Origin of the sequence: Nostoc sp. DedQUE12b (assembly GCF_034530835.1) — a bacterium.
Lineage (GTDB): Bacteria > Cyanobacteriota > Cyanobacteriia > Cyanobacteriales > Nostocaceae > Nostoc.
In genome coordinates this window covers 1-17,028 of the sequence record NZ_JAVRCI010000029.1, presented here as the reverse complement: position 1 = coordinate 17,028, position 17,028 = coordinate 1, and the positions used below count along the sequence as shown (strand labels likewise).

Annotated in this window: 17 protein-coding genes; 8 read left to right on the top strand and 9 right to left on the bottom strand. The window is 41.5% G+C overall.

All coding sequences use genetic code 11. From position 1 onward, the window contains the following. Positions 1-112: 112 nt before the first annotated feature. Positions 113-802, bottom strand: a complete 690-nt coding sequence (locus RMY16_RS16075) for a hypothetical protein (protein WP_322737246.1) — start codon at positions 800-802, stop codon at positions 113-115. Between the two features lie 139 nt (positions 803-941). On the opposite strand from RMY16_RS16075, the gene RMY16_RS16070 reads away from it, so the two are divergent. The 3 genes from RMY16_RS16070 (at position 942) to RMY16_RS16060 (ending at position 4,057) form a co-directional block, all read left to right on the top strand. Then, complete coding sequence (locus RMY16_RS16070) at positions 942-1,250, top strand: hypothetical protein (RefSeq protein WP_322737245.1); 309 nt, start codon at positions 942-944, stop codon at positions 1,248-1,250. 113 nt (positions 1,251-1,363) lie between these two features. Beyond that, positions 1,364-3,331, top strand: a complete 1,968-nt coding sequence (locus RMY16_RS16065; RefSeq protein WP_322737244.1) for a M23 family peptidase — start codon at positions 1,364-1,366, stop codon at positions 3,329-3,331. A 3-nt stretch (positions 3,332-3,334) separates the two neighbouring features. Beyond that, a complete protein-coding gene (locus RMY16_RS16060; protein WP_322737243.1) occupies positions 3,335-4,057 on the top strand; it encodes a hypothetical protein in 723 nt (240 codons plus the stop codon). 118 nt (positions 4,058-4,175) lie between these two features. Here the strand turns inward: RMY16_RS16060 and RMY16_RS16055 are convergent, their stop codons facing one another. Beyond that, a complete protein-coding gene (locus tag RMY16_RS16055) occupies positions 4,176-5,057 on the bottom strand; it encodes an oxidoreductase (RefSeq protein ID WP_322737242.1) in 882 nt (293 codons plus the stop codon). A gap of 145 nt (positions 5,058-5,202) precedes the next feature. Between RMY16_RS16055 and RMY16_RS16050 the strand changes: the two genes are divergently transcribed. Beyond that, on the top strand, positions 5,203-6,087 hold the full coding sequence (locus RMY16_RS16050) for a LysR family transcriptional regulator (protein ID WP_322737241.1): 885 nt from the start codon (positions 5,203-5,205) through the stop codon (positions 6,085-6,087). Between the two features lie 80 nt (positions 6,088-6,167). Here the strand turns inward: RMY16_RS16050 and RMY16_RS16045 are convergent, their stop codons facing one another. Then, positions 6,168-7,262, bottom strand: coding sequence for a DUF5895 domain-containing protein (locus RMY16_RS16045; RefSeq protein ID WP_322737240.1), 1,095 nt, complete (start codon positions 7,260-7,262; stop codon positions 6,168-6,170). A 259-nt stretch (positions 7,263-7,521) separates the two neighbouring features. On the opposite strand from RMY16_RS16045, the gene RMY16_RS16040 reads away from it, so the two are divergent. Together RMY16_RS16040 and RMY16_RS16035 are read left to right on the top strand one after the other, a co-directional pair. Further along, positions 7,522-8,415, top strand: a complete 894-nt coding sequence (locus RMY16_RS16040) for a hypothetical protein (protein ID WP_322737239.1) — start codon at positions 7,522-7,524, stop codon at positions 8,413-8,415. Positions 8,416-8,542: 127 nt separating this feature from the next. Then, entirely contained in the window at positions 8,543-10,405 is a 1,863-nt protein-coding gene (locus tag RMY16_RS16035; protein ID WP_322737238.1) for a type IV secretory system conjugative DNA transfer family protein, read from the top strand. Positions 10,406-10,583: 178 nt separating this feature from the next. Here the strand turns inward: RMY16_RS16035 and RMY16_RS16030 are convergent, their stop codons facing one another. The 3 genes from RMY16_RS16030 to RMY16_RS16020 all read right to left on the bottom strand — a co-directional run bounded on the left by RMY16_RS16030 (position 10,584) and on the right by RMY16_RS16020 (position 12,988). Beyond that, positions 10,584-11,240 carry a type I restriction endonuclease subunit M gene (locus tag RMY16_RS16030; RefSeq protein ID WP_322737237.1) on the bottom strand — a complete coding sequence of 219 codons (657 nt, stop codon included), beginning with the start codon at positions 11,238-11,240 and terminating at the stop codon, positions 10,584-10,586. Further along, complete coding sequence (locus RMY16_RS16025) at positions 11,240-12,094, bottom strand: hypothetical protein (protein ID WP_322737236.1); 855 nt, start codon at positions 12,092-12,094, stop codon at positions 11,240-11,242. The genes RMY16_RS16030 and RMY16_RS16025 overlap by 1 nt, the downstream gene beginning before the upstream one ends. A 237-nt stretch (positions 12,095-12,331) precedes the next feature. Next, on the bottom strand, positions 12,332-12,988 hold the full coding sequence (locus RMY16_RS16020; RefSeq protein ID WP_322737235.1) for a hypothetical protein: 657 nt from the start codon (positions 12,986-12,988) through the stop codon (positions 12,332-12,334). 298 nt (positions 12,989-13,286) lie between these two features. Between RMY16_RS16020 and RMY16_RS16015 the strand changes: the two genes are divergently transcribed. Both RMY16_RS16015 and RMY16_RS16010 read left to right on the top strand, forming a co-directional pair. Next, positions 13,287-13,649, top strand: coding sequence for a hypothetical protein (locus RMY16_RS16015; RefSeq protein ID WP_322737234.1), 363 nt, complete (start codon positions 13,287-13,289; stop codon positions 13,647-13,649). 6 nt (positions 13,650-13,655) lie between these two features. Continuing rightward, entirely contained in the window at positions 13,656-14,003 is a 348-nt protein-coding gene (locus RMY16_RS16010) for a hypothetical protein (protein WP_322737233.1), read from the top strand. Between the two features lie 62 nt (positions 14,004-14,065). Here the strand turns inward: RMY16_RS16010 and RMY16_RS16005 are convergent, their stop codons facing one another. The 3 genes from RMY16_RS16005 to RMY16_RS15995 are packed head-to-tail and all read right to left on the bottom strand — an operon-like array spanning position 14,066 to position 16,653. Further along, complete coding sequence (locus RMY16_RS16005) at positions 14,066-14,494, bottom strand: DUF1998 domain-containing protein (protein ID WP_322737232.1); 429 nt, start codon at positions 14,492-14,494, stop codon at positions 14,066-14,068. Positions 14,495-14,515: 21 nt separating this feature from the next. Next, positions 14,516-16,021 (bottom strand): helicase-related protein, encoded by a 1,506-nt coding sequence (locus RMY16_RS16000; RefSeq protein ID WP_322737231.1) that lies wholly within the window; start codon positions 16,019-16,021, stop codon positions 14,516-14,518. Then, on the bottom strand, positions 16,015-16,653 hold the full coding sequence (locus RMY16_RS15995; RefSeq protein WP_322737230.1) for a DEAD/DEAH box helicase: 639 nt from the start codon (positions 16,651-16,653) through the stop codon (positions 16,015-16,017). Before RMY16_RS15995 ends, RMY16_RS16000 begins: the two co-directional genes overlap by 7 nt. Positions 16,654-17,028 lie beyond the last annotated feature (375 nt).

Here is a 17,028-nt window from a genome sequence, read left to right as displayed (position 1 = left end):
AAGCGATTAAACAGACGCCCGTAATTGCATATTACCCCGTTCAGACTGTTAATACACACAAAAGTCTATTTGTACAGTGCGTTAGTCCTAAGACTGAGGATTTCTGGAAAATTTAGAACAAGCTAATTTGCACAGTTGAATTTGATGAAGGTTTAGGAGTTGGAGTGCTTTTGATTGAGTCTAAGTTAGGCAAGGCATTGACATTACGCTTACCCCATCCCTCTTGTGCTGCGTGTTTAACTATGCTGCGTCGAATTGACCTGCTAAGATAGTTGAATTCATTTTTTACCTGATTAAAATGAATGATACGATTATTGCTGGCATTGCTCGTATCACCATCATCTATAAATTCATAAAAACTCTTGCAACCCTTTGGTAATTTATCGTATTTGGTTAAAACTTCATTACCTACCCAAAGATAAAGGTCAGCGTAGTCCCTATGCAGAGGTGCTTCGTAAGTTGCAGGCATCATGTAGATAAGAACTTCTGTGGCTGTGCTGGAAACACCAACCTGATCCTGTTCGTATTCAGTGAAGATAAGTTCCAATCGATCCTGAATACAAGCAAACTTTAACCATTGGGGAATCGTATCACTCCAAGGACTGCGATGAATTACCAATGGCCCTGCAAGGTAGCGAACATGGTGTAGGGAAAATTCAGCTATTTCTAAAAGACTTGCTAATAATTCTTTTGGTGTATTTAAACTTGCCAGAATTTGCAGCATTTTTCGGGTGTTATCTGGCAGTTTGGTACTATTAGCATTACTAATTTCTGCCATTATTTCTGGTGAAATTAAATTCATTTGCTCCATTTTTCATCTCGATATGAGCGCATCACCCAAAATAGCCAATCGGCTAAAAAATTAATGTCCAATAGGTGAATGCTGATACTAGATAAATCTTTTTATGCTGGCATTGATACAGCTTTTTTAGGTAATGCCAATGAATAACGAACCTACAATTAACCAAAATCTTGATACTGACGACAGTAGTAATTATCAGTCTGGCAGTGGCTATCAATCTGAAGGTTACGGTGTTGAGCAATTAAGTTCTGGAGATAGTAGTAATCCCTTGCAAGCAGACCAATTTAGGGATGGTTATCAAGAGAATATTTTTGATATCAATCTTGGGGATACACCTTACACTGAATCGGCTGCTAATCCCAATCCTCAATTACCAGGATATGCCTCTGGCTCAGGTTACAAGTCTAATAAAAGTCAACATTCAGCATTCCCGGAGCTAGAGTTATAAGTCATATTTTCACTCTCTTCCTATACCCCATAAGCAACAATTAATTGGGTTCTCATTCAATAAATTACTTTGCTTATCGGGGTGTAGTTGCTGTCATTTTTAAACCTGAAATTATGAAGATACCAAAAGCATGGATATCTCTTCTGGTTGTCATTACTTATATTATTTATAGTATCGCTGCACAAGGTACAATCAACACAATTGGTGATGGCAATTTACCGACTCGAATTGTAGAAGTTGCAAATCCTCAGTCTCGACTACCTGCTACTAAAGTTTTGCTCCCAGACTGGAGCCGTATTTCTCTGGCCCAGCTACCAGGTATCAGTCAATCTGGTGCAATTGATGGCAGTCCCTACAGCCAGACACTAGGTTATGACCTGAGTCGCACTTGGAATGTGGGTATGACTCCTGACCAATATTTGAAGTTAGGAGATATCAGTGAAGCATTACAAGCAGAGGAGTTTTCTTTGCAGGCGATCCAGGCGATCGCTCTACGCACAGTACCAGAGGCGAACACAGACATTAACAGTATAGATTTAAACAAAATTGCCTTGAGTGAATTTCCTCTGATTGGGGAGCAGACATTGAGCCATTTAGCTCAGGTTGTTCCAGAATTGGCTAAGACACAAGTAAACAATATTACACCTGTTGCAACTTTACTAAAATCTCAGGGAGTTGCCGCATCTAATTTAACACTAGCTCAGGTACTAACACAGTATGAAGTTGGGCAAATGAAGCTGGGACAAATCAACTTGTCAGAGTTTTCTATTTCTTCAATTCCTAACTTAGATGCAGTACAGCTACAACAATTTACAGGTTGGATGAATAGCAATGTTTCGGATATTCCTGGTTTGGGACAAGTACCTTTAGGATTAATGCCTAATCCCATCACTGAAATTGGTAGCTTGGTAATGCGGATTGATGTAGTTTATGGGCCAACAGAAAACCGCCGTAACAATACGATTTCTGGTTCAGATGTGCAAGGGTTTTCTGTGCCTTGTACTGTAAGAGACTGCGCTTATTTAGAATTGGATGATTTGGAGAATACAGGTCGTAGCGATCACAGTAAGTTGGAAGGTAAACAGTGGATTTCCGGTAAATACCAAGAAGTCGAGGGCGGGCGGGGTATCCTCAAAGCAGTGAATAACGGTCGGGAACCAACAGGACGGCTACCGTTTGGTAAAGCTTTTAAGGTGGTGGTAATGGAGCCGGATGAAACCACTGATACGGTAGATACGGCTTTGTTCTTTCGGTTCTGTGCTTGGCGAATGGGTTGTACACCTTATTTTATCGGGCCTGTTCCTTTTTTCAGCTACAAGGTTAACTCCCTGATATTTGTAGGCAATTTGAACGAACAGAGGACAAATACCGCGTCTTTACCAACTGGAGCGACAAGAGAGCCTAAAGCTAGCACTACCAACCGTACTGGAGTAAGAGAGAAGATTAATCCATGCACGTTTAGTAATGGTAGTCGGTCGATAACAGATCAATCATTCTCTGGTATTGATTTGCGATCGCTCTCAAATGCAATCGCGGAAATTGAGAGCGCTGGTAGTGGGGATTACAAAGCAGTTGGCATACATACCTGTGCGGATGGGGGTTTAAATTGTGGTCGCGCTCTCGGTCGCTACCAGTTCATGAGTTATAACCCCTATGCAGTGCAGTTAATTGCTGCCAAGCCTGGAGGTAAAGAGTTTCTCAGTCAAGTGGAGCAAGGGCATCAACCAACAGAGGCTGAACTATTTGAGTTTTTTCCTCCAGCTGACCAAGATAGGGCATTTATGGCTGATATGGCTAACAAAATTCAAGTGACACAAGAGCAAATCGATCCCGCTACAGGACAGCCATTTACGGGCGAACGTCTAATTGAACGAGTGGCTCAAAAGCATTTTGGTGGTGATTACAGCAAAGTTGATGGAAATGGCTCAGATGCCCTCGGTCGTCTCAGTCTCAAAGATTACGGCAAAACCGCTTTAGCTAGTTATCGCAACAGTAATAGCGATAATGGAACGCTGACCTGTTCTCCTAATGTAAATTCTAGCTACATCAGCACTGCTAAAAATACTGAAAATGGGAGGTAGAGTATGGCAGATTTATCTAAAACTTTTATTACTTCACCCCATGAGATAAAAGAAATACTTGATACTGATACCAATTCAAAAATACACTTTGGGCAAACAGGGGAAGGAAAGGGAGTTTATTCTTCCTCCGCCTCCTCTACTCAGTCTCAACCACTGAAGACAACTGCATATCAATTACCAGCACCTTCTATGAGGGTACGCTACTGGATTCATTGGTTTCGCATTGGTTTGGGCATCTTTTTGTTGCTGTCGATTCTCATGAGCTTAGGGGGCTGTAGCTTAAATGCGGCAACCGTTACTTGGAACAAAGCTGCTAATGTTGTGCCTGCTTCAGTAATTGAACAGGTGATTGTAGAAAATACAGAGTTAAATTCCAAAGTATCTGCTAAAAATATACTGGCTTGGAGTGTGGAAGGAAAAGACGGTAGATTCGCAGTTTTCAACTTGAATACGCCTGATGTCTGTGGTGCTTTGGGATGTCTGTATACTGGTTACTGGCTCAGAAAGGACAAACCAATTACTCAGGTATTCTTGAGTTACTTGAATCCCAATCTGCCACCAGATAAGCATTTGTTGTCAGTGGGAGAGAACCGAGGTCAGGCATTACCGTGCATTAAGGTACTGCAAACCGAGCAAGAGCAGCTACGCCAATTGAATTTTTGTTTCAATGGCACTGGCTATCAACTTGCTGATAGTCAGCTTTTCACTAATAGTAAAAATTCCTAAAGTTGATAACTCGAAATCTAGAATAAAACTCTGCCATAGTCATCTTAGCTACGGCAGGGTATTTTCATCTAAAACCTCTAGAAAATTCCCATTAAATCGGTATCTAGCTCAATGTTAGCTACCCAACTATTACCTCACTGTTACTATCTACATAATCCGTACTTACAGTCACCTGCTGCCAAGCATCCAAATCCGTTTTGACCCCTGACAGTTTTTCCTGAATCAGGCTCATAGCATCGGTGCCTAATGCCAGTCGCATCGGTGGATGAGGACTTTCCACAGCTTGAATGATGGCTTGCGCCGCTTTAAGTGGATTGCCAGGTTGCTTACCATCCATCTGTTTGAACCACTGCAATGAAGCACCGCTCACGGTCGCATAGGCATCAATGGATTGTTCTGCTGCTGCCAGAGAGCGTCCGTTAAAATCTGTGCGAAATGCCCCAGGTTCAATTAAAGTGACCTTAACTCCAAAGGATTCAACCTCCTTAGCCAGGGCTTCAGACGTACCTTCCAGAGCAAATTTAGCGCCACAGTAGAGGCTGCTTCCACCAAATCCCACTAATCCTGCTGTGGATGACATATTGACAATGTGACCGCTGCCTTGCTGACGCATCACAGGCAAGACCGTTCGCATCAGACGGAGCGCCCCAAAGAAGTTGGTTTCAAAAAATCGGTGAATATCAACATCACTGACTTCTTCGAGTGCGGCAATGAGTCCATGTCCAGCATTGTTGACCAGCACATCAATTCGACCAAATGTAGCGATCGCGGTATCAACTGCTGCTTGTATGTCTTGAGACGATGTTACATCCAAACGTACAGCCTTTGCGGTTTCTGGATAGTGTTCAATCAAAGCGCGAAGTTGCTCTGGTTGGCGAGCAGTAGCTAGCAGGAAGTCGCCCTTCTTCAACACCGCTTCTGCTAGGGCCCGTCCGAACCCTGTTGAACATCCTGTAATCAACCAAACTTTAGGAGCGACACGATTTTTGTCTGAGTTCATTTGTTTTCTCCAATACAAAAACGATGAGATGCGAGGATCGGCGCAACTGCAATTCTGTAACTTACTTTCCACATTAAGCAGCCTGAATAAATATGTCCAATATGATTTTTGTCTTAGACTAAGACTTAAAACGTATTAATTGACAATGGAACTTCGACACTTGCGTTACTTCGTGACTGTAGCTGAGGAACTTCATTTTGGTCGCGCCGCGCAACGACTACAAATCGCTCAACCGCCACTGAGTCAACAAATCCGTCAACTCGAACAAGAACTCGGTGTCGAGTTGCTGTATCGGACAAAGCGAACAGTCCGACTTACTGAAGCAGGACTTGCCTTCTTACAGCAGGCACGACAAATTCTAGTGCAATCTGAGCAAGCGATTGAGGTAGCCCAACGTGCTTTTCGAGGTGAAGTGGGTCGTTTAGCGATTGGATTTGTTGGATCTGCCACGTGTAGCCTGCTGCCTGCTGCCGTGCGGTCATTTCGCCGTCAGTTTCCTGATGTCCGTTTGATGCTGCATGAAATGACCACGAGCGAGCAAATTGAAGCACTGCATGACGATCGCATTCAGCTTGGCTTTATTTGTCCGCCCATCAACGATGACGAACTCAGCGTGGAAACGGTTTTACAAGAATCGTTCGTCGCTGTATTGCCAGAAGCACACCCACTTGCGACTCAAACACAACTGTCATTAGCATCACTTGCCGAGGAGTCTTTCATTTTATCTCCACGTCATCTAGGAAGCGGCTTTTACGATCAGATTATCCGTTTGTGTCAACAAGCAGGATTTATTCCTCAAGTAACTCAGGAAGCGACTCAGATGCAAACTATTGTCAGCTTAGTGGCAGCGGAATTAGGGGTTGCGCTTGTCCCAGCTTCACTCCAGAATTTGCAACGAGCAGGGGTCGTCTACAAACCGCTCGAAGACCAAACGCTCTATGTCAAGTTGGCAATTGTTTGGCGAAGTGCAAACACCTCGCCCGTGCTACACCAATTTCTAGCGCAATCAAGAGCCGTTACACCAATTTAGTGCAGCGTTTCATTAAGCTAATGCTGTTGAGGCTTATCAAAACGCTTGTACTCCCCCAATTCATAGATGCGCCCATTGGACTATTCCTCATCATCTAGTTCATCGTCTTCCTCCTCAAAATCATCATCGTCTAACTCAGCTTCCAAATCGTCGGTTTCATCGAGGAAGTCGTCATCGTCAATAAGTTGAATTTTGCGAGGTGGCTTGGTCGCTGGTTTGGATTTACGGACGCTTTGAGTTTTGTTCCTATTCTTGTTTGGTGGCAATACTTCCACGTCTACAGACACCGATTCTCCTGGCAAAGCAGGTAGGGATTGAGGTTCATTAAAACCAGCGATCGCATCATGCTGTTGCCAAATTAGGGCTTTAGCTGTGGTTTTACCTAAATACAGTTGCGGAAAATTTTCAACTGTGGGTTTAGTGTAGGCTACAGTTTTGCAACAGTTATGTTTATTCTTACCTTCACCTTCTTTAATTGCTCTAAACTCAATTTCTAGCACACCTAAACTCCGCCATTTATCACTTTTACCACTAAATGGCACTTGAAAATAATCAGCAAAGATTTTTTCTAATGAACGGTAAAACTCTTCACGTACTGATTTAAAACTCCAAAGAGCTACATTTTTGAACCGGACAACAACAGGAGTAGTATGTAATGGTTGATTCTTGTCATCAAGAAACATGATTGCGTGTTCAGAACACACATCCATTGTTTTCTTATCAAGACTATGCCTGTAATCGTCATAAAGCCCAACAAATGAACCACCTACTTCTTCAACATCTGATTTATAGCGGATATATTCTGGTGCAAAAGCTAAAACCAGTAACCGACCTTCAGTAATTAATAGTCCGGTAACATCTTCAGTCAAAGTGACAGTAGTTAGATCATCTTCTCCAGGTATTTCAATCCAACCAGCTTTTTCTAACTGGTCTTCTGGAATCAAAAGTCCAGCAGGTTTATCGTTAACGACAATACCATAGGGAAGAATCGGTTTGCGAACTTGGTTATAATTATTATTGAAGAGTTCTGGGTCTATTTCAAATTCTGTTTCTTCAAAGTCATAATCATCAGTTTCAGTTGCTCTGGCTTTGGTAGTTTTAGGTTTGGCAGCAGCAGTTTTACTGGTAGATTGATGAGTGTGTTTAGAGTTGTTTGTAACTTTTGATTTCACCATTGGACTGCATAAATATGATTGTCCAAGGTATGAGGCGTTAGCCTCAAAATTTAGTTAATCGCTTTGCATAAAATCGTAGCAGTTTTAAATGCAGAGAAACGCAGAGTCTTTCTGAATTTTATTCTTTGCAGACTTATAAAATACTGTAAGCTAATACTCTCCAAAATAGTATACTAAGACAATATATGGATGCAACAAGGACAGTTTAAACAATAACAAATTAGTGTCTAAATTTCTGGGCGAAATGTGTGTATTATAAATGACTAGATTTCCCTATGACCAATTTGCAAAAGAATTTTTAGAGGAGTTGTTGAAGCCTCTAGGAGAGGTAAAAGCACCCCGTGAAGTAAAAGGAGAAGTGCGACAGATTGATGTTTGGTTTGCACCCGTCCTCCCAACTAGAGCAGATGCGCTACCATTGGGATTATTGGGACTATTTGCTGCAACTCCTGCCTTATTTGAACCGTTTCGCAATCCTGCTACGGTGACAGAAATTTGTAACTGTATTTTGAAGTTACTGGAGTTACGAGGCGAGTTACAGCGAGAAGCGAACCGGAATCAGGAGCGGTTGCTAGAGGAAAAGTTACCAAAACTGTGGATTATTACTCCTACAGTGTCTGAATCGATTATTCGTGGCTTTCGGGGGATACTGGATGAAGAGAATTGGGGTTCTGGAGTTTATTTTTTAGCAGACCATCTCAGAACGGCGATTGTAGCAATTCACCAGTTACCACGCACAGAAGAAACACTCTGGTTAAGGCTTTTAGGTAGGGGAAGGGTGCAAGAACAGGCAATTGATGAATTACAAAAACTACCCCGTAGTAATTCTTTACGTTCAATTGCGCTAAGGTTGGTGACTAACTTGAATGCTAATTTACAGACTAGCAAAAATATAGATGAGGATGACAGGAGGTTAATCATGAAATTATCACCATTATATGTGCAGTGGGAGCAAGAGGCTCAAAAGCAAGGGCAACGTATGGTTGTGGAAAATTTACTAACAGTTCGATTTGGTACGCTGGATGAACAATTAGCCACAATTATTCAGCCTATTCTAGAGCTACCTTCACAAGAGTATGCTTCTTTACTGTTGCAGTTATCGAATCTCTCCCGTGAGGATTTATTGGCCAGGTTTAACAGCAACCACTCATAAAGCTGTTATGTATCTGAGACTTTTCTAGAAATAGAGTTTCTAACACCTCGAAAAAAATGTCCAGAAGGTCAATACTTTAGTTTTCACTTGGTAGCTAAAATTTCTGCTAAATGCCTACTTAACTGTTATGAACATTTACCAGAAAAATCTACCAGACAACCAGATCGCCGCTAACTCGACATTAATTGAAGTGTCATCCTTTCAAACACCTCTGGCTAGCATTGACTTTGGCAAGTTGTTTCAACAGTATAACAACCCCCAAGGTTGGATGATGGTAGGTGGAATGCTCTTCGTTTTACTGTTGTTGCAAATCAGTGGTACTGGTAAGGGAAAAATCACTACTGGTAAAGTCTCCGGTATCAGCGAGAAACTAGCAGCAACTAACCTAGCACTCAAGCAAATCAAGGAGCATAAACACAATAAAGTTACCCTGTGGTCTGGTACTCCTTGCTATTGGGTAAAAGGCAAGTGGCGGGGGTTGCTGGCTAACATACAAACTATACTTGGTGCTGCACCTACAGTTTGGTTTCCCAATGCCGAAAGGGGAACACTGGTAATAGGTGCGCCTGGGTCTGGTAAAACCTACTCAACCATAGACCGGATGTTAGAAAGTGCTATGCAGCAAGGTTTTCCGATTTTACTTTACGACAAGAAGGGCGACCAACTAAGACTTCATGCACCCTTAGCAGCCCGTTATGGCTATAAAGTACGAGTATTTGCCCCCGGTGAATCCTTTAGCGGTGTGATTAATCCTTTAGATTATATGCGTGATGAACGCGATGGGGTAATGGCAGGAGAAATTGGACAAGTGATTAACCGCAATGCTTCCAGTGGTGGTAAAAGTGATGAGTTCTTTGTTAAAGCCGGGGACTTGTTAGCTAAAGCACTTTTACAGTTAGTTAAGGGTTCTCCTTACCCAGATATGGCGATGCTTTATGCGGTGCTGCGGTTGCCGAAACTGGTGCAACGTCTTGATCATGCGGTACAGTCAAAAAGGTTGGATGAATGGGTCGCAACTTCATTTATTCAATTTTTGAGTGCCAAGGATGCAGAGAAGACTATTTCGGGGATTTTGACCACAGCAGCAGGTACTTTCTCATCTTTTATCCAAGCTGATTTGCTGAGGGCATTTATGGGGAAATCGGATATTCCCACTAAGCTTGAAGGTAGAGAGATGGTGGTGTTCAAGCTAGATGATGAACGTCGCAGTGTGGTTGGGCCTCTGCTGGCGGCTGCAATGCACTTGATGATTGTCGGTAATTTAAGCCGTCCCCGCAAAGACCCGTTGATTATTTCTTTGGATGAATTACCATCAATTAAGCTAGACCGACTGCCACAGTGGATTAATGAATATCGTTCCAATGGTGCCTGCTTTATTCTGGGTATCCAAAGTTTAGAGCAACTTTACGATATTTATGGGGATAAGATGGGAAGTGCGATCGCTTCAGCTTGTAGTACCCATGTTTTGTTCAATCCTGGTAACTACAAAACGGCTGAGGATTACTCCAAACGCTACGGTGAGAAGGAAGTCCTGATTAAAAATCGTACCACAGGGCGATCGCTTGGCGGACAAATGAGCCGTTCAATTAGCTGGAGTGAGAATTTGCAAAAAATGCCTGTAATCAGTGCTGACGAAATTTTGAAATTTCCTCAAGGTAAGTGCGTAATTACCAGTCCTGGTTACAGTTCAGAGGGACAAGCTTCTATTTCTTATCCTTTAATTATTCCCGTGTCCAAAGCCGATGAAAAACGAGCGCATGATAGTGAGGCTCTTTGGGACACACAAGTTAAACCTGCTTTGTCAAGTCAGGTGACAATTCCTGATATTAAAACGCTAACACAAGCATTACATGAACGGATTGAGTCAGCAGCGCAGATGTTGCCATTACCAGAAGAAGATGTAGCACCTGCACATGAGTCTAGTAGCAGCGAACCTGATGTTTTAGAAAATTTTACTAAACGAGTTTATCAAACACCAGGATTGCAGTAAATTTTGACAAAATATTGTTAGCAAAGCTCCTCGCGGAGCGAGGCACTCCTGTAATTCCTCTGTAATATCATGTTTGGTGAAAGACTTATCATTAATACCGCAGAGGGAAGCAGGGGAAGTGCCTTCTTTCATGCTTAAGGAGGGCCTGCTACGTACCCGGCTTGATATAAGTCCTAAATTATTTTAGTCCAATATGATTTTGCCAAACTTCTGTCATAAACTTTTTAAAATTTTCCATAATTAGCGGTAAATCACTATCAATTTCTTGGGTTTGTTGCCCATTTGTAATTAGACGAAAGAGACGACGACCTCGACTATCAAAACCAATTTTATCTGCAACTGCCATAAAAATTGAGTAGTCTTCTGGTACTGGTAAATCTCCACCTTTGCGCTGAAGAATCAAAAAGCTGGTGATAATTCCCAATCCACATTCTACCTGAAAGTTCTCTGTAGGTAACTGAATGGAAGCAATTAGCAAAGCCATGTCTTCTAATAGCCATCGGCGAAAGTGTGCATGGTTAGATGAAGAAAGAATTCCATTAGACACCAAAATACAGACTATTTCACCAGGTTGCAATTGATTTAAACACTGTTCTACAAATAAGCACTCTTGTTCTGCTTGGGTTTTCAACTTGGATGTAATTACGTAGCTTCCATTTCCGTGTTTCATCCATTTATAAGCCATATAAAATCGGGCTAGTTCTGAATCGGAAGTGAGATTAATTTTGCAATAGGGAGAATTGGTAAGTGCTACAGTAGGCAAGGAAATTGGCAGAGGAGGATTACTGACACAATTTTGAAATAGTTGTTGCCATTCAGTAATTTTAATTTTCATCAAAATAAACTTCCTTGCAACATATTTTCTACTGTGGTCTTTTCATATTTGATACCATTAATCAGCAAACTATTATTTAGCTTCGGTTTAGGTGTTGATGCGGGAGTTTCATACTTTAAATTTGGTCGGATAAAAGAAATACCCTTACCAGTCAGGGTGTCTCCGATGACTAAATCTCCACCCAAACTAGGAATAGGCAATGCAAAGTAGGGAGCGTAAAGCATGAAGTTTAAACTTGCTATTTTTATTAGTAGTGAATCCCACTCCCAGCCTGTCAAACTGATGGCATAATTGGACATTTCCAATGCTAATCTTCCTGTACCAAGTGCTGGTTCATATATATGAAATGGTGCTATTGCAGCAGAACTGTCAACTGCTGCAATAGCCATTGTCCTGGCTGTCCAAGTAGGAGTAGGATAGAATTTAGTTCTTGATTGTCCGTAACGATTAGCAGCCAACAAATGACCGAAGTAATCGAAGGGACAAGAAATCAAAAGCTTCAGTTCCAGTTCTTGAATAAGACGATTACTCGCACTGTTACATCCCTCTGGCTCATGAGGCAATTTAGCAATGCTGGGATGCCCTAGAGCATAAAGTAACCAGTCAGTGAAATAGGGAATAAATCTGGAAGGACTGCCACATCCACCTGTAGAAATAGATTGCAGACAGCTTGAGAGCATCTGTAAAACTTGAGGATGTCCTAAGTCTAAAAACTCAGTTTGTGGTATTTCTTTAGGCAGTTCTCCAGTTTCCATTGTCCATCGCCATTGCTCCCACCTACCTTGATATTCATCATCTAATTTCAGTAGTTTTGATAATAGCCATCCATGTTCAAAAGTTGATTTGAGTACCATTGGTGTTATCTGTAACAAGCATTTGCCAATGGCAGAGGCATTAGCCTCTTAAAACAGTGAACAGTCAACAGTTATCAGTTATCAGGCGTATCAGCGTAGGTTTTATACCCACCACTAACGCCTACCACTAATCGGCTCATAGTGATTAGTTTTCAGCTTGTTTGTTTTCGCCGATATAGTGGGGGACTTAAACCCAATGATTTTAACTGATAACTGTTTACTGATAACTGATAACTGTTAAATCTTGACTTCTGGAATAGCTTCTAAATTGACCATTGACAATAACTCAGGAATAGCTGTATTTGATTGTGATTTGTTATCTTGAGATTGAGTCAGTAGTTTAATTAACCATTTTTCAGTCTGCATCTGATCCTTTTTATTCCAGCGTACATCTAATCTTTGGGCTGGTTGAACAGGATGTAATGCTAAAACTACGAGTTGTATTTGGTTAGGAGTAACTGAGTATTGTCTAACCGTAGTCCATAACTTTACCCGGTCTTGCCAGCTTAAGTGTGGATGGCGTATAGCCCATTCATAAAGCCTGGGAATACCTTGTTTAAATGCTATATTTGTTAATACTTGAATAAAGTGCTTGTCGTCATTAATTACAAGAGGTGCAATAACTGGATTATCGACTAATAACTTTTTCCGAGATTGAAAAATTTCCGGTGCAAGTTCCTGTACTTGAGAAACCCACTGAGCAATTTGAGGATAGGCATTTAATAAAGGTTCTACAGTCAGTCCTAAAAACAGTTGTCTCATCACCAAAGAAAAGTTATCTGCAACTATAGAGTCAAAGGCAGAGCGATTTGGATGATATTTTTGACTGGGGAATAGGAGTTGTTGCTGTGTTTTAGTAATTTGTTGAATATCGGCAAGATTAATTACTGGCATGGTGGAGAGAATATAACATCTCTCCCATGCAGCGGTAAGCTGCAAATTAATTACTTCGATTAATTATGCTTAAATACAGATATACAAAGTATTGCAGCTACTGGCAAAATATCCAACAAGTTTTGAATAACTTGTTAGATATTTTGCCTATCTGCGCTGCATGAAATTGCAACATTGAAAACCTTTTATCTGAGAGTCTAAATCTTAGTTGTTTGGTTTTCATATTGATTACACAAGTGAAATGTATTTATGATAATAGTGTCTGAAGACCTGAGAATCTCAATATGGAGTTTCTGGGATGAATAATGGCTTAACTTATGAGCAAGAAACCTTTGTGCAAGATAGTATCCCTGTTAGATTGGGAAAATTGGCGACTAATTTAGTACGGATAAGTCAACTTTTCAGTGACTCTACGCATGAGGATGTGGTCAGAAGCCTGATTAGAGAGACTATGTATTTTCTTGAGTGGATAGCCCCAGATATAGATATTGACAATGCTTTTGAGTTAGCAAACTTAGGAAGGTTTCTCACACGCTGGCTGTTTAACTGGGAACAAGCCTGGAATAACACAGAAGCTAAAAACCAGATTATTCAAGAACTTGGTATTTGGTCAGACAGTGTTTTGCAAATGTCAAAATTACCTGCTGTACAACAATCCTAACTGATAATGACTCAATCCCAACCTCCATTACCACAACCCAAACTCGAAGGAGCTGGTATTACCTCTGACCAGTATTTTGAATTTACTCCAGAAAAACTAGAACTGAGTAACGGATATCTCGGCTATGGTGGACAAGACCAACTTGGGTTTCATTTGTCTGTTCTCACCAATATGGGATTGTTGACAGCAGCTCGACATACAAATTTGTTACTGTGGCTAGAAGCACTCAAAAGTGTGGTGACGGAAAAACTACCGACTGTCAACGCCCAACCAGAAGTAGCAGAAGCAATGCTCAATCGATTTAATCGGGCAATTGCAGACTTGGAGGCAGTAATTGAGTATCTGGGACAATAAAATCTGGAATTTGAGCGATGTCTACGACGATACTCTTGTCAAACATCAGTTGTAGCGATGGGCTACGCCGCGTCGGAGGCGATCGCATTTAACAACACTAAACTCATTTGCTTCAATAAAGCAGTGTTACCATCAGGGCAACCATGTTGAATTAGACACTTGGCACAGCCAGTATCACAATTACAATCCTGTGCGATCGCTCTAGCAGCACTAGCAAGTTTTGGCAGATGCTTAAACACAGCTTCAGCCGCACCATTACCGCCATCACTGGTATCATAGAAATAGCCTGTGTAATTGTTACTTTCCCCTAACTCCTTCACTACTGTAAAATTCACCTGTTTAGAGTCAACTCTAGCCACCAGCTGTAACGCTCTCATAATTTGATGCCCAAAGCTGTGGATAGCAATCAAGGTACTGGAATAATCCCACAACTGTTGATAGCCTGGTGGAATCGGTTCTCCACTGCGGGTTAAATTGGTTCTAGTTTCCAAGGCATTGTGCTGGAGGTATTCTCACGCACTTGAGTTAATCGCTACTTTGACCATTGGTGCTGAAAATTGAGTACGGAAAGGCTGCTCAAACTTTTCTTCTGACAGGGTTTTCACAATTACAGCTTTGCGTGTGAGTTTGCTACAAAGCCGACAACGATGTTCTTTAGGTAGCGGCTCTTTGTAGTTAAGACACCGCTTGTTCAAACAAGTCTGCTCATAGATTTGGGTCATTAAACTGTAACCACTGGTAATGTGCTTAACTTCACCAAAACTAAGTTCCAGGGTTAAATATTCCTGACAGTCATCAACTTCACTGACTTGAGAAAACAGCAATGGTAACTTTACCGGATCTGTCAGAACTGTTAGGCTACTGGTTTCTGATTCTGTAACTGCAACTGTAAAAAGTGGGCTATCTGCTGTCTGTTTTAAAATTGCTTGTTTGCTGTTCAAGTCAAGGGAGATGCACTGATAAGTCAACATTCGTCCATTGGCATCTTGTCGTTTGTAGATGGCTTGGGGATGGACTTCCCGGTGAGCAATATCCTCTGATATTTCCTCTAGTTCTTCCCCAGATTCTGCATCTACTAGCTTGATGGTAGTTTGGGATAAGCCACCCCGAAAGTTAACATCTTTATGGGGATAACCCTTTGCCCACAGTCCATGACGACCTTTATTTAGATGCCCTTGGGCTAACAGGAGTTTTGCTACCTCGTAAGCTGCTGTGCCAAAGTAGTACTTTATTTTATTAGTAGGAATACCAGTTTCTGCGGCTGCACACATCAAATGTTTAGCAGCAAAGATGGGATATTCGTCATTAAAGAATACTTCCTCAGCTTCTGGCGATACCAGCATTTCTGGATGTTCTGCTACATAGCAGTCAATGGGATTGAGAGCATTGGGAAGCAGCACTGTTAGTCCAGACTGAGAACGTCCGGCGCGGCCACTGCGTTGCTGGTATGCCATTTTGGAACCAGGCCAGCCACGCAAAATGCAACATTCTAACTCTGGTAGGTCAATTCCAGCTTCTAATGCTTCTGTGGCAATAATCCACTTAATCGTGCCAGACTGGAGTTGGTCAACTACTTCTGCCCGACGCTCAGAGGTAATACCACTGTAGAATGCGGCTACTTGGTTTGATTTGAGTAATTCTGTTAGTTCCCGCACGCTGCGACGGGAGTTACAAAAGGCGATACCTGATTTACCTTGATTGAGTAAAAATTGAATTATTCGAGCGGTATCACCAGTCAGATTGTAACTGGGCTGAGTGATAATTATTTGTCTAGATGGTGAAGCTGCTCCACTTTTGCGAATCCAAATTAGGGGTTTGGGGTTGAGTTTAGTTGGTTTTAAGCCGGAGATTTTCAGAGCCAGTTGTTTAGGATTACCACAAGTGGCACTCAGGAAGATAAATTGCAGTTTCTTGGAGTCACCACCGTAATGATCTACTGCTAGTTTAATGCGACGAATCAGCCAGGACATATTTGCGCCATAGCTGCCTGAAAGGGTATGAGCTTCATCAATCAGCACATAGCGCAATCGCTGATAAAAGTTTGCCCAATGCGCGGATTTCCAGGCTGCTTGAGTTGAAAATGGATTAATTCTGGTGTGACAGCTAAAATATGCGGTTCGCTCTTCAGGATTTGTTCTCGTTTTTCTGATTTGACATCTCCAGTGATCATTGCCAGTACTGGTCTGGATTGTGTTGGTATGGTAGAGAGTAGTTCAGAGATTTTGTGAAACTGGTCTAGCGCCAATGCTCGTAGTCCATAAAATGCTAATGCTCGATGTTCTTGATTTATACAACCTTCCAGAATGGCGGGGTATGTGCTGAGAGTTTTGCCACTGGCTGTGGGAGAGGTGAGGATTAAACTTTTACCTTGTCTAATTGCTTGTAAGGCTTGAAGTTGGTGAGAGTAAAGTTGGGTGATTCCTAATGATTGAAGTGCTTGAATTAATTTATTTGGTAGGTCATTAGGGATATTCTTCAGATTAGGTTCTTTGGCAGGGATAGTCTGTTGCCAGAGTAAATCTTCACCTATAAATTCAGCAATATCTGTTGGTTCAGTAGGATGGTTATTTGAGTTGGAATTTTCTGTAATGGGTGTACGAGGTGGTGTCCAAAAGCTTTGCAGTAAGGCACTATAATTGGGCGTGTTCATGGCGGTATTTTTCGCTCATTGCCCTAAAAAATCCCCCATTGGGGGAGTGATACTAAATTAGGATAGGTAGTATTTTTTGTATAAAAATATTTAAATATAAATCTATCATTTTTGTAGAGCGAACTCAAACAGATACTTTAGTTATAATTTCGCTAAAATAACTGTTTTGTTAAACTAATTCTCATTCTAAAAGTTTAGCCCTTCTAGTTTTAGCTCTATCGGAGGAATAGATAATTTTTGCATATATCTATTACAAATTTCAACACCTTGAGTTGTTAGTTGATACAAATCACTAAATAGAGGTATATCCTTACCTAAAATGTAAGGATTCAGGTCTAATATTTAAGAAGCAGTGATGGGCGAGACAGATAGCTA

Excerpts from the sequence above, each read along its gene's own strand:
- RMY16_RS16020 (WP_322737235.1), bottom strand. The coding sequence starts at position 12,988 with ATGCCAGTAATTAATCTTGCCGATATTCAACAAATTACTAAAACACAG.
- RMY16_RS16060 (WP_322737243.1), top strand. The coding sequence starts at position 3,335 with ATGGCAGATTTATCTAAAACTTTTATTACTTCACCCCATGAGATAAAA.
- RMY16_RS16035 (WP_322737238.1), top strand. The coding sequence starts at position 8,543 with ATGAACATTTACCAGAAAAATCTACCAGACAACCAGATCGCCGCTAAC.
- RMY16_RS16025 (WP_322737236.1), bottom strand. The coding sequence starts at position 12,094 with ATGGTACTCAAATCAACTTTTGAACATGGATGGCTATTATCAAAACTA.
- RMY16_RS16050 (WP_322737241.1), top strand. The coding sequence starts at position 5,203 with ATGGAACTTCGACACTTGCGTTACTTCGTGACTGTAGCTGAGGAACTT.
- RMY16_RS16015 (WP_322737234.1), top strand. The coding sequence starts at position 13,287 with ATGAATAATGGCTTAACTTATGAGCAAGAAACCTTTGTGCAAGATAGT.
- RMY16_RS16010 (WP_322737233.1), top strand. The coding sequence starts at position 13,656 with ATGACTCAATCCCAACCTCCATTACCACAACCCAAACTCGAAGGAGCT.
- RMY16_RS15995 (WP_322737230.1), bottom strand. The coding sequence starts at position 16,653 with ATGAACACGCCCAATTATAGTGCCTTACTGCAAAGCTTTTGGACACCA.
- RMY16_RS16040 (WP_322737239.1), top strand. The coding sequence starts at position 7,522 with ATGACTAGATTTCCCTATGACCAATTTGCAAAAGAATTTTTAGAGGAG.
- RMY16_RS16030 (WP_322737237.1), bottom strand. The coding sequence starts at position 11,240 with ATGAAAATTAAAATTACTGAATGGCAACAACTATTTCAAAATTGTGTC.
- RMY16_RS16070 (WP_322737245.1), top strand. The coding sequence starts at position 942 with ATGAATAACGAACCTACAATTAACCAAAATCTTGATACTGACGACAGT.
- RMY16_RS16045 (WP_322737240.1), bottom strand. The coding sequence starts at position 7,262 with ATGGTGAAATCAAAAGTTACAAACAACTCTAAACACACTCATCAATCT.
- RMY16_RS16055 (WP_322737242.1), bottom strand. The coding sequence starts at position 5,057 with ATGAACTCAGACAAAAATCGTGTCGCTCCTAAAGTTTGGTTGATTACA.
- RMY16_RS16075 (WP_322737246.1), bottom strand. The coding sequence starts at position 802 with ATGAATTTAATTTCACCAGAAATAATGGCAGAAATTAGTAATGCTAAT.
- RMY16_RS16065 (WP_322737244.1), top strand. The coding sequence starts at position 1,364 with ATGAAGATACCAAAAGCATGGATATCTCTTCTGGTTGTCATTACTTAT.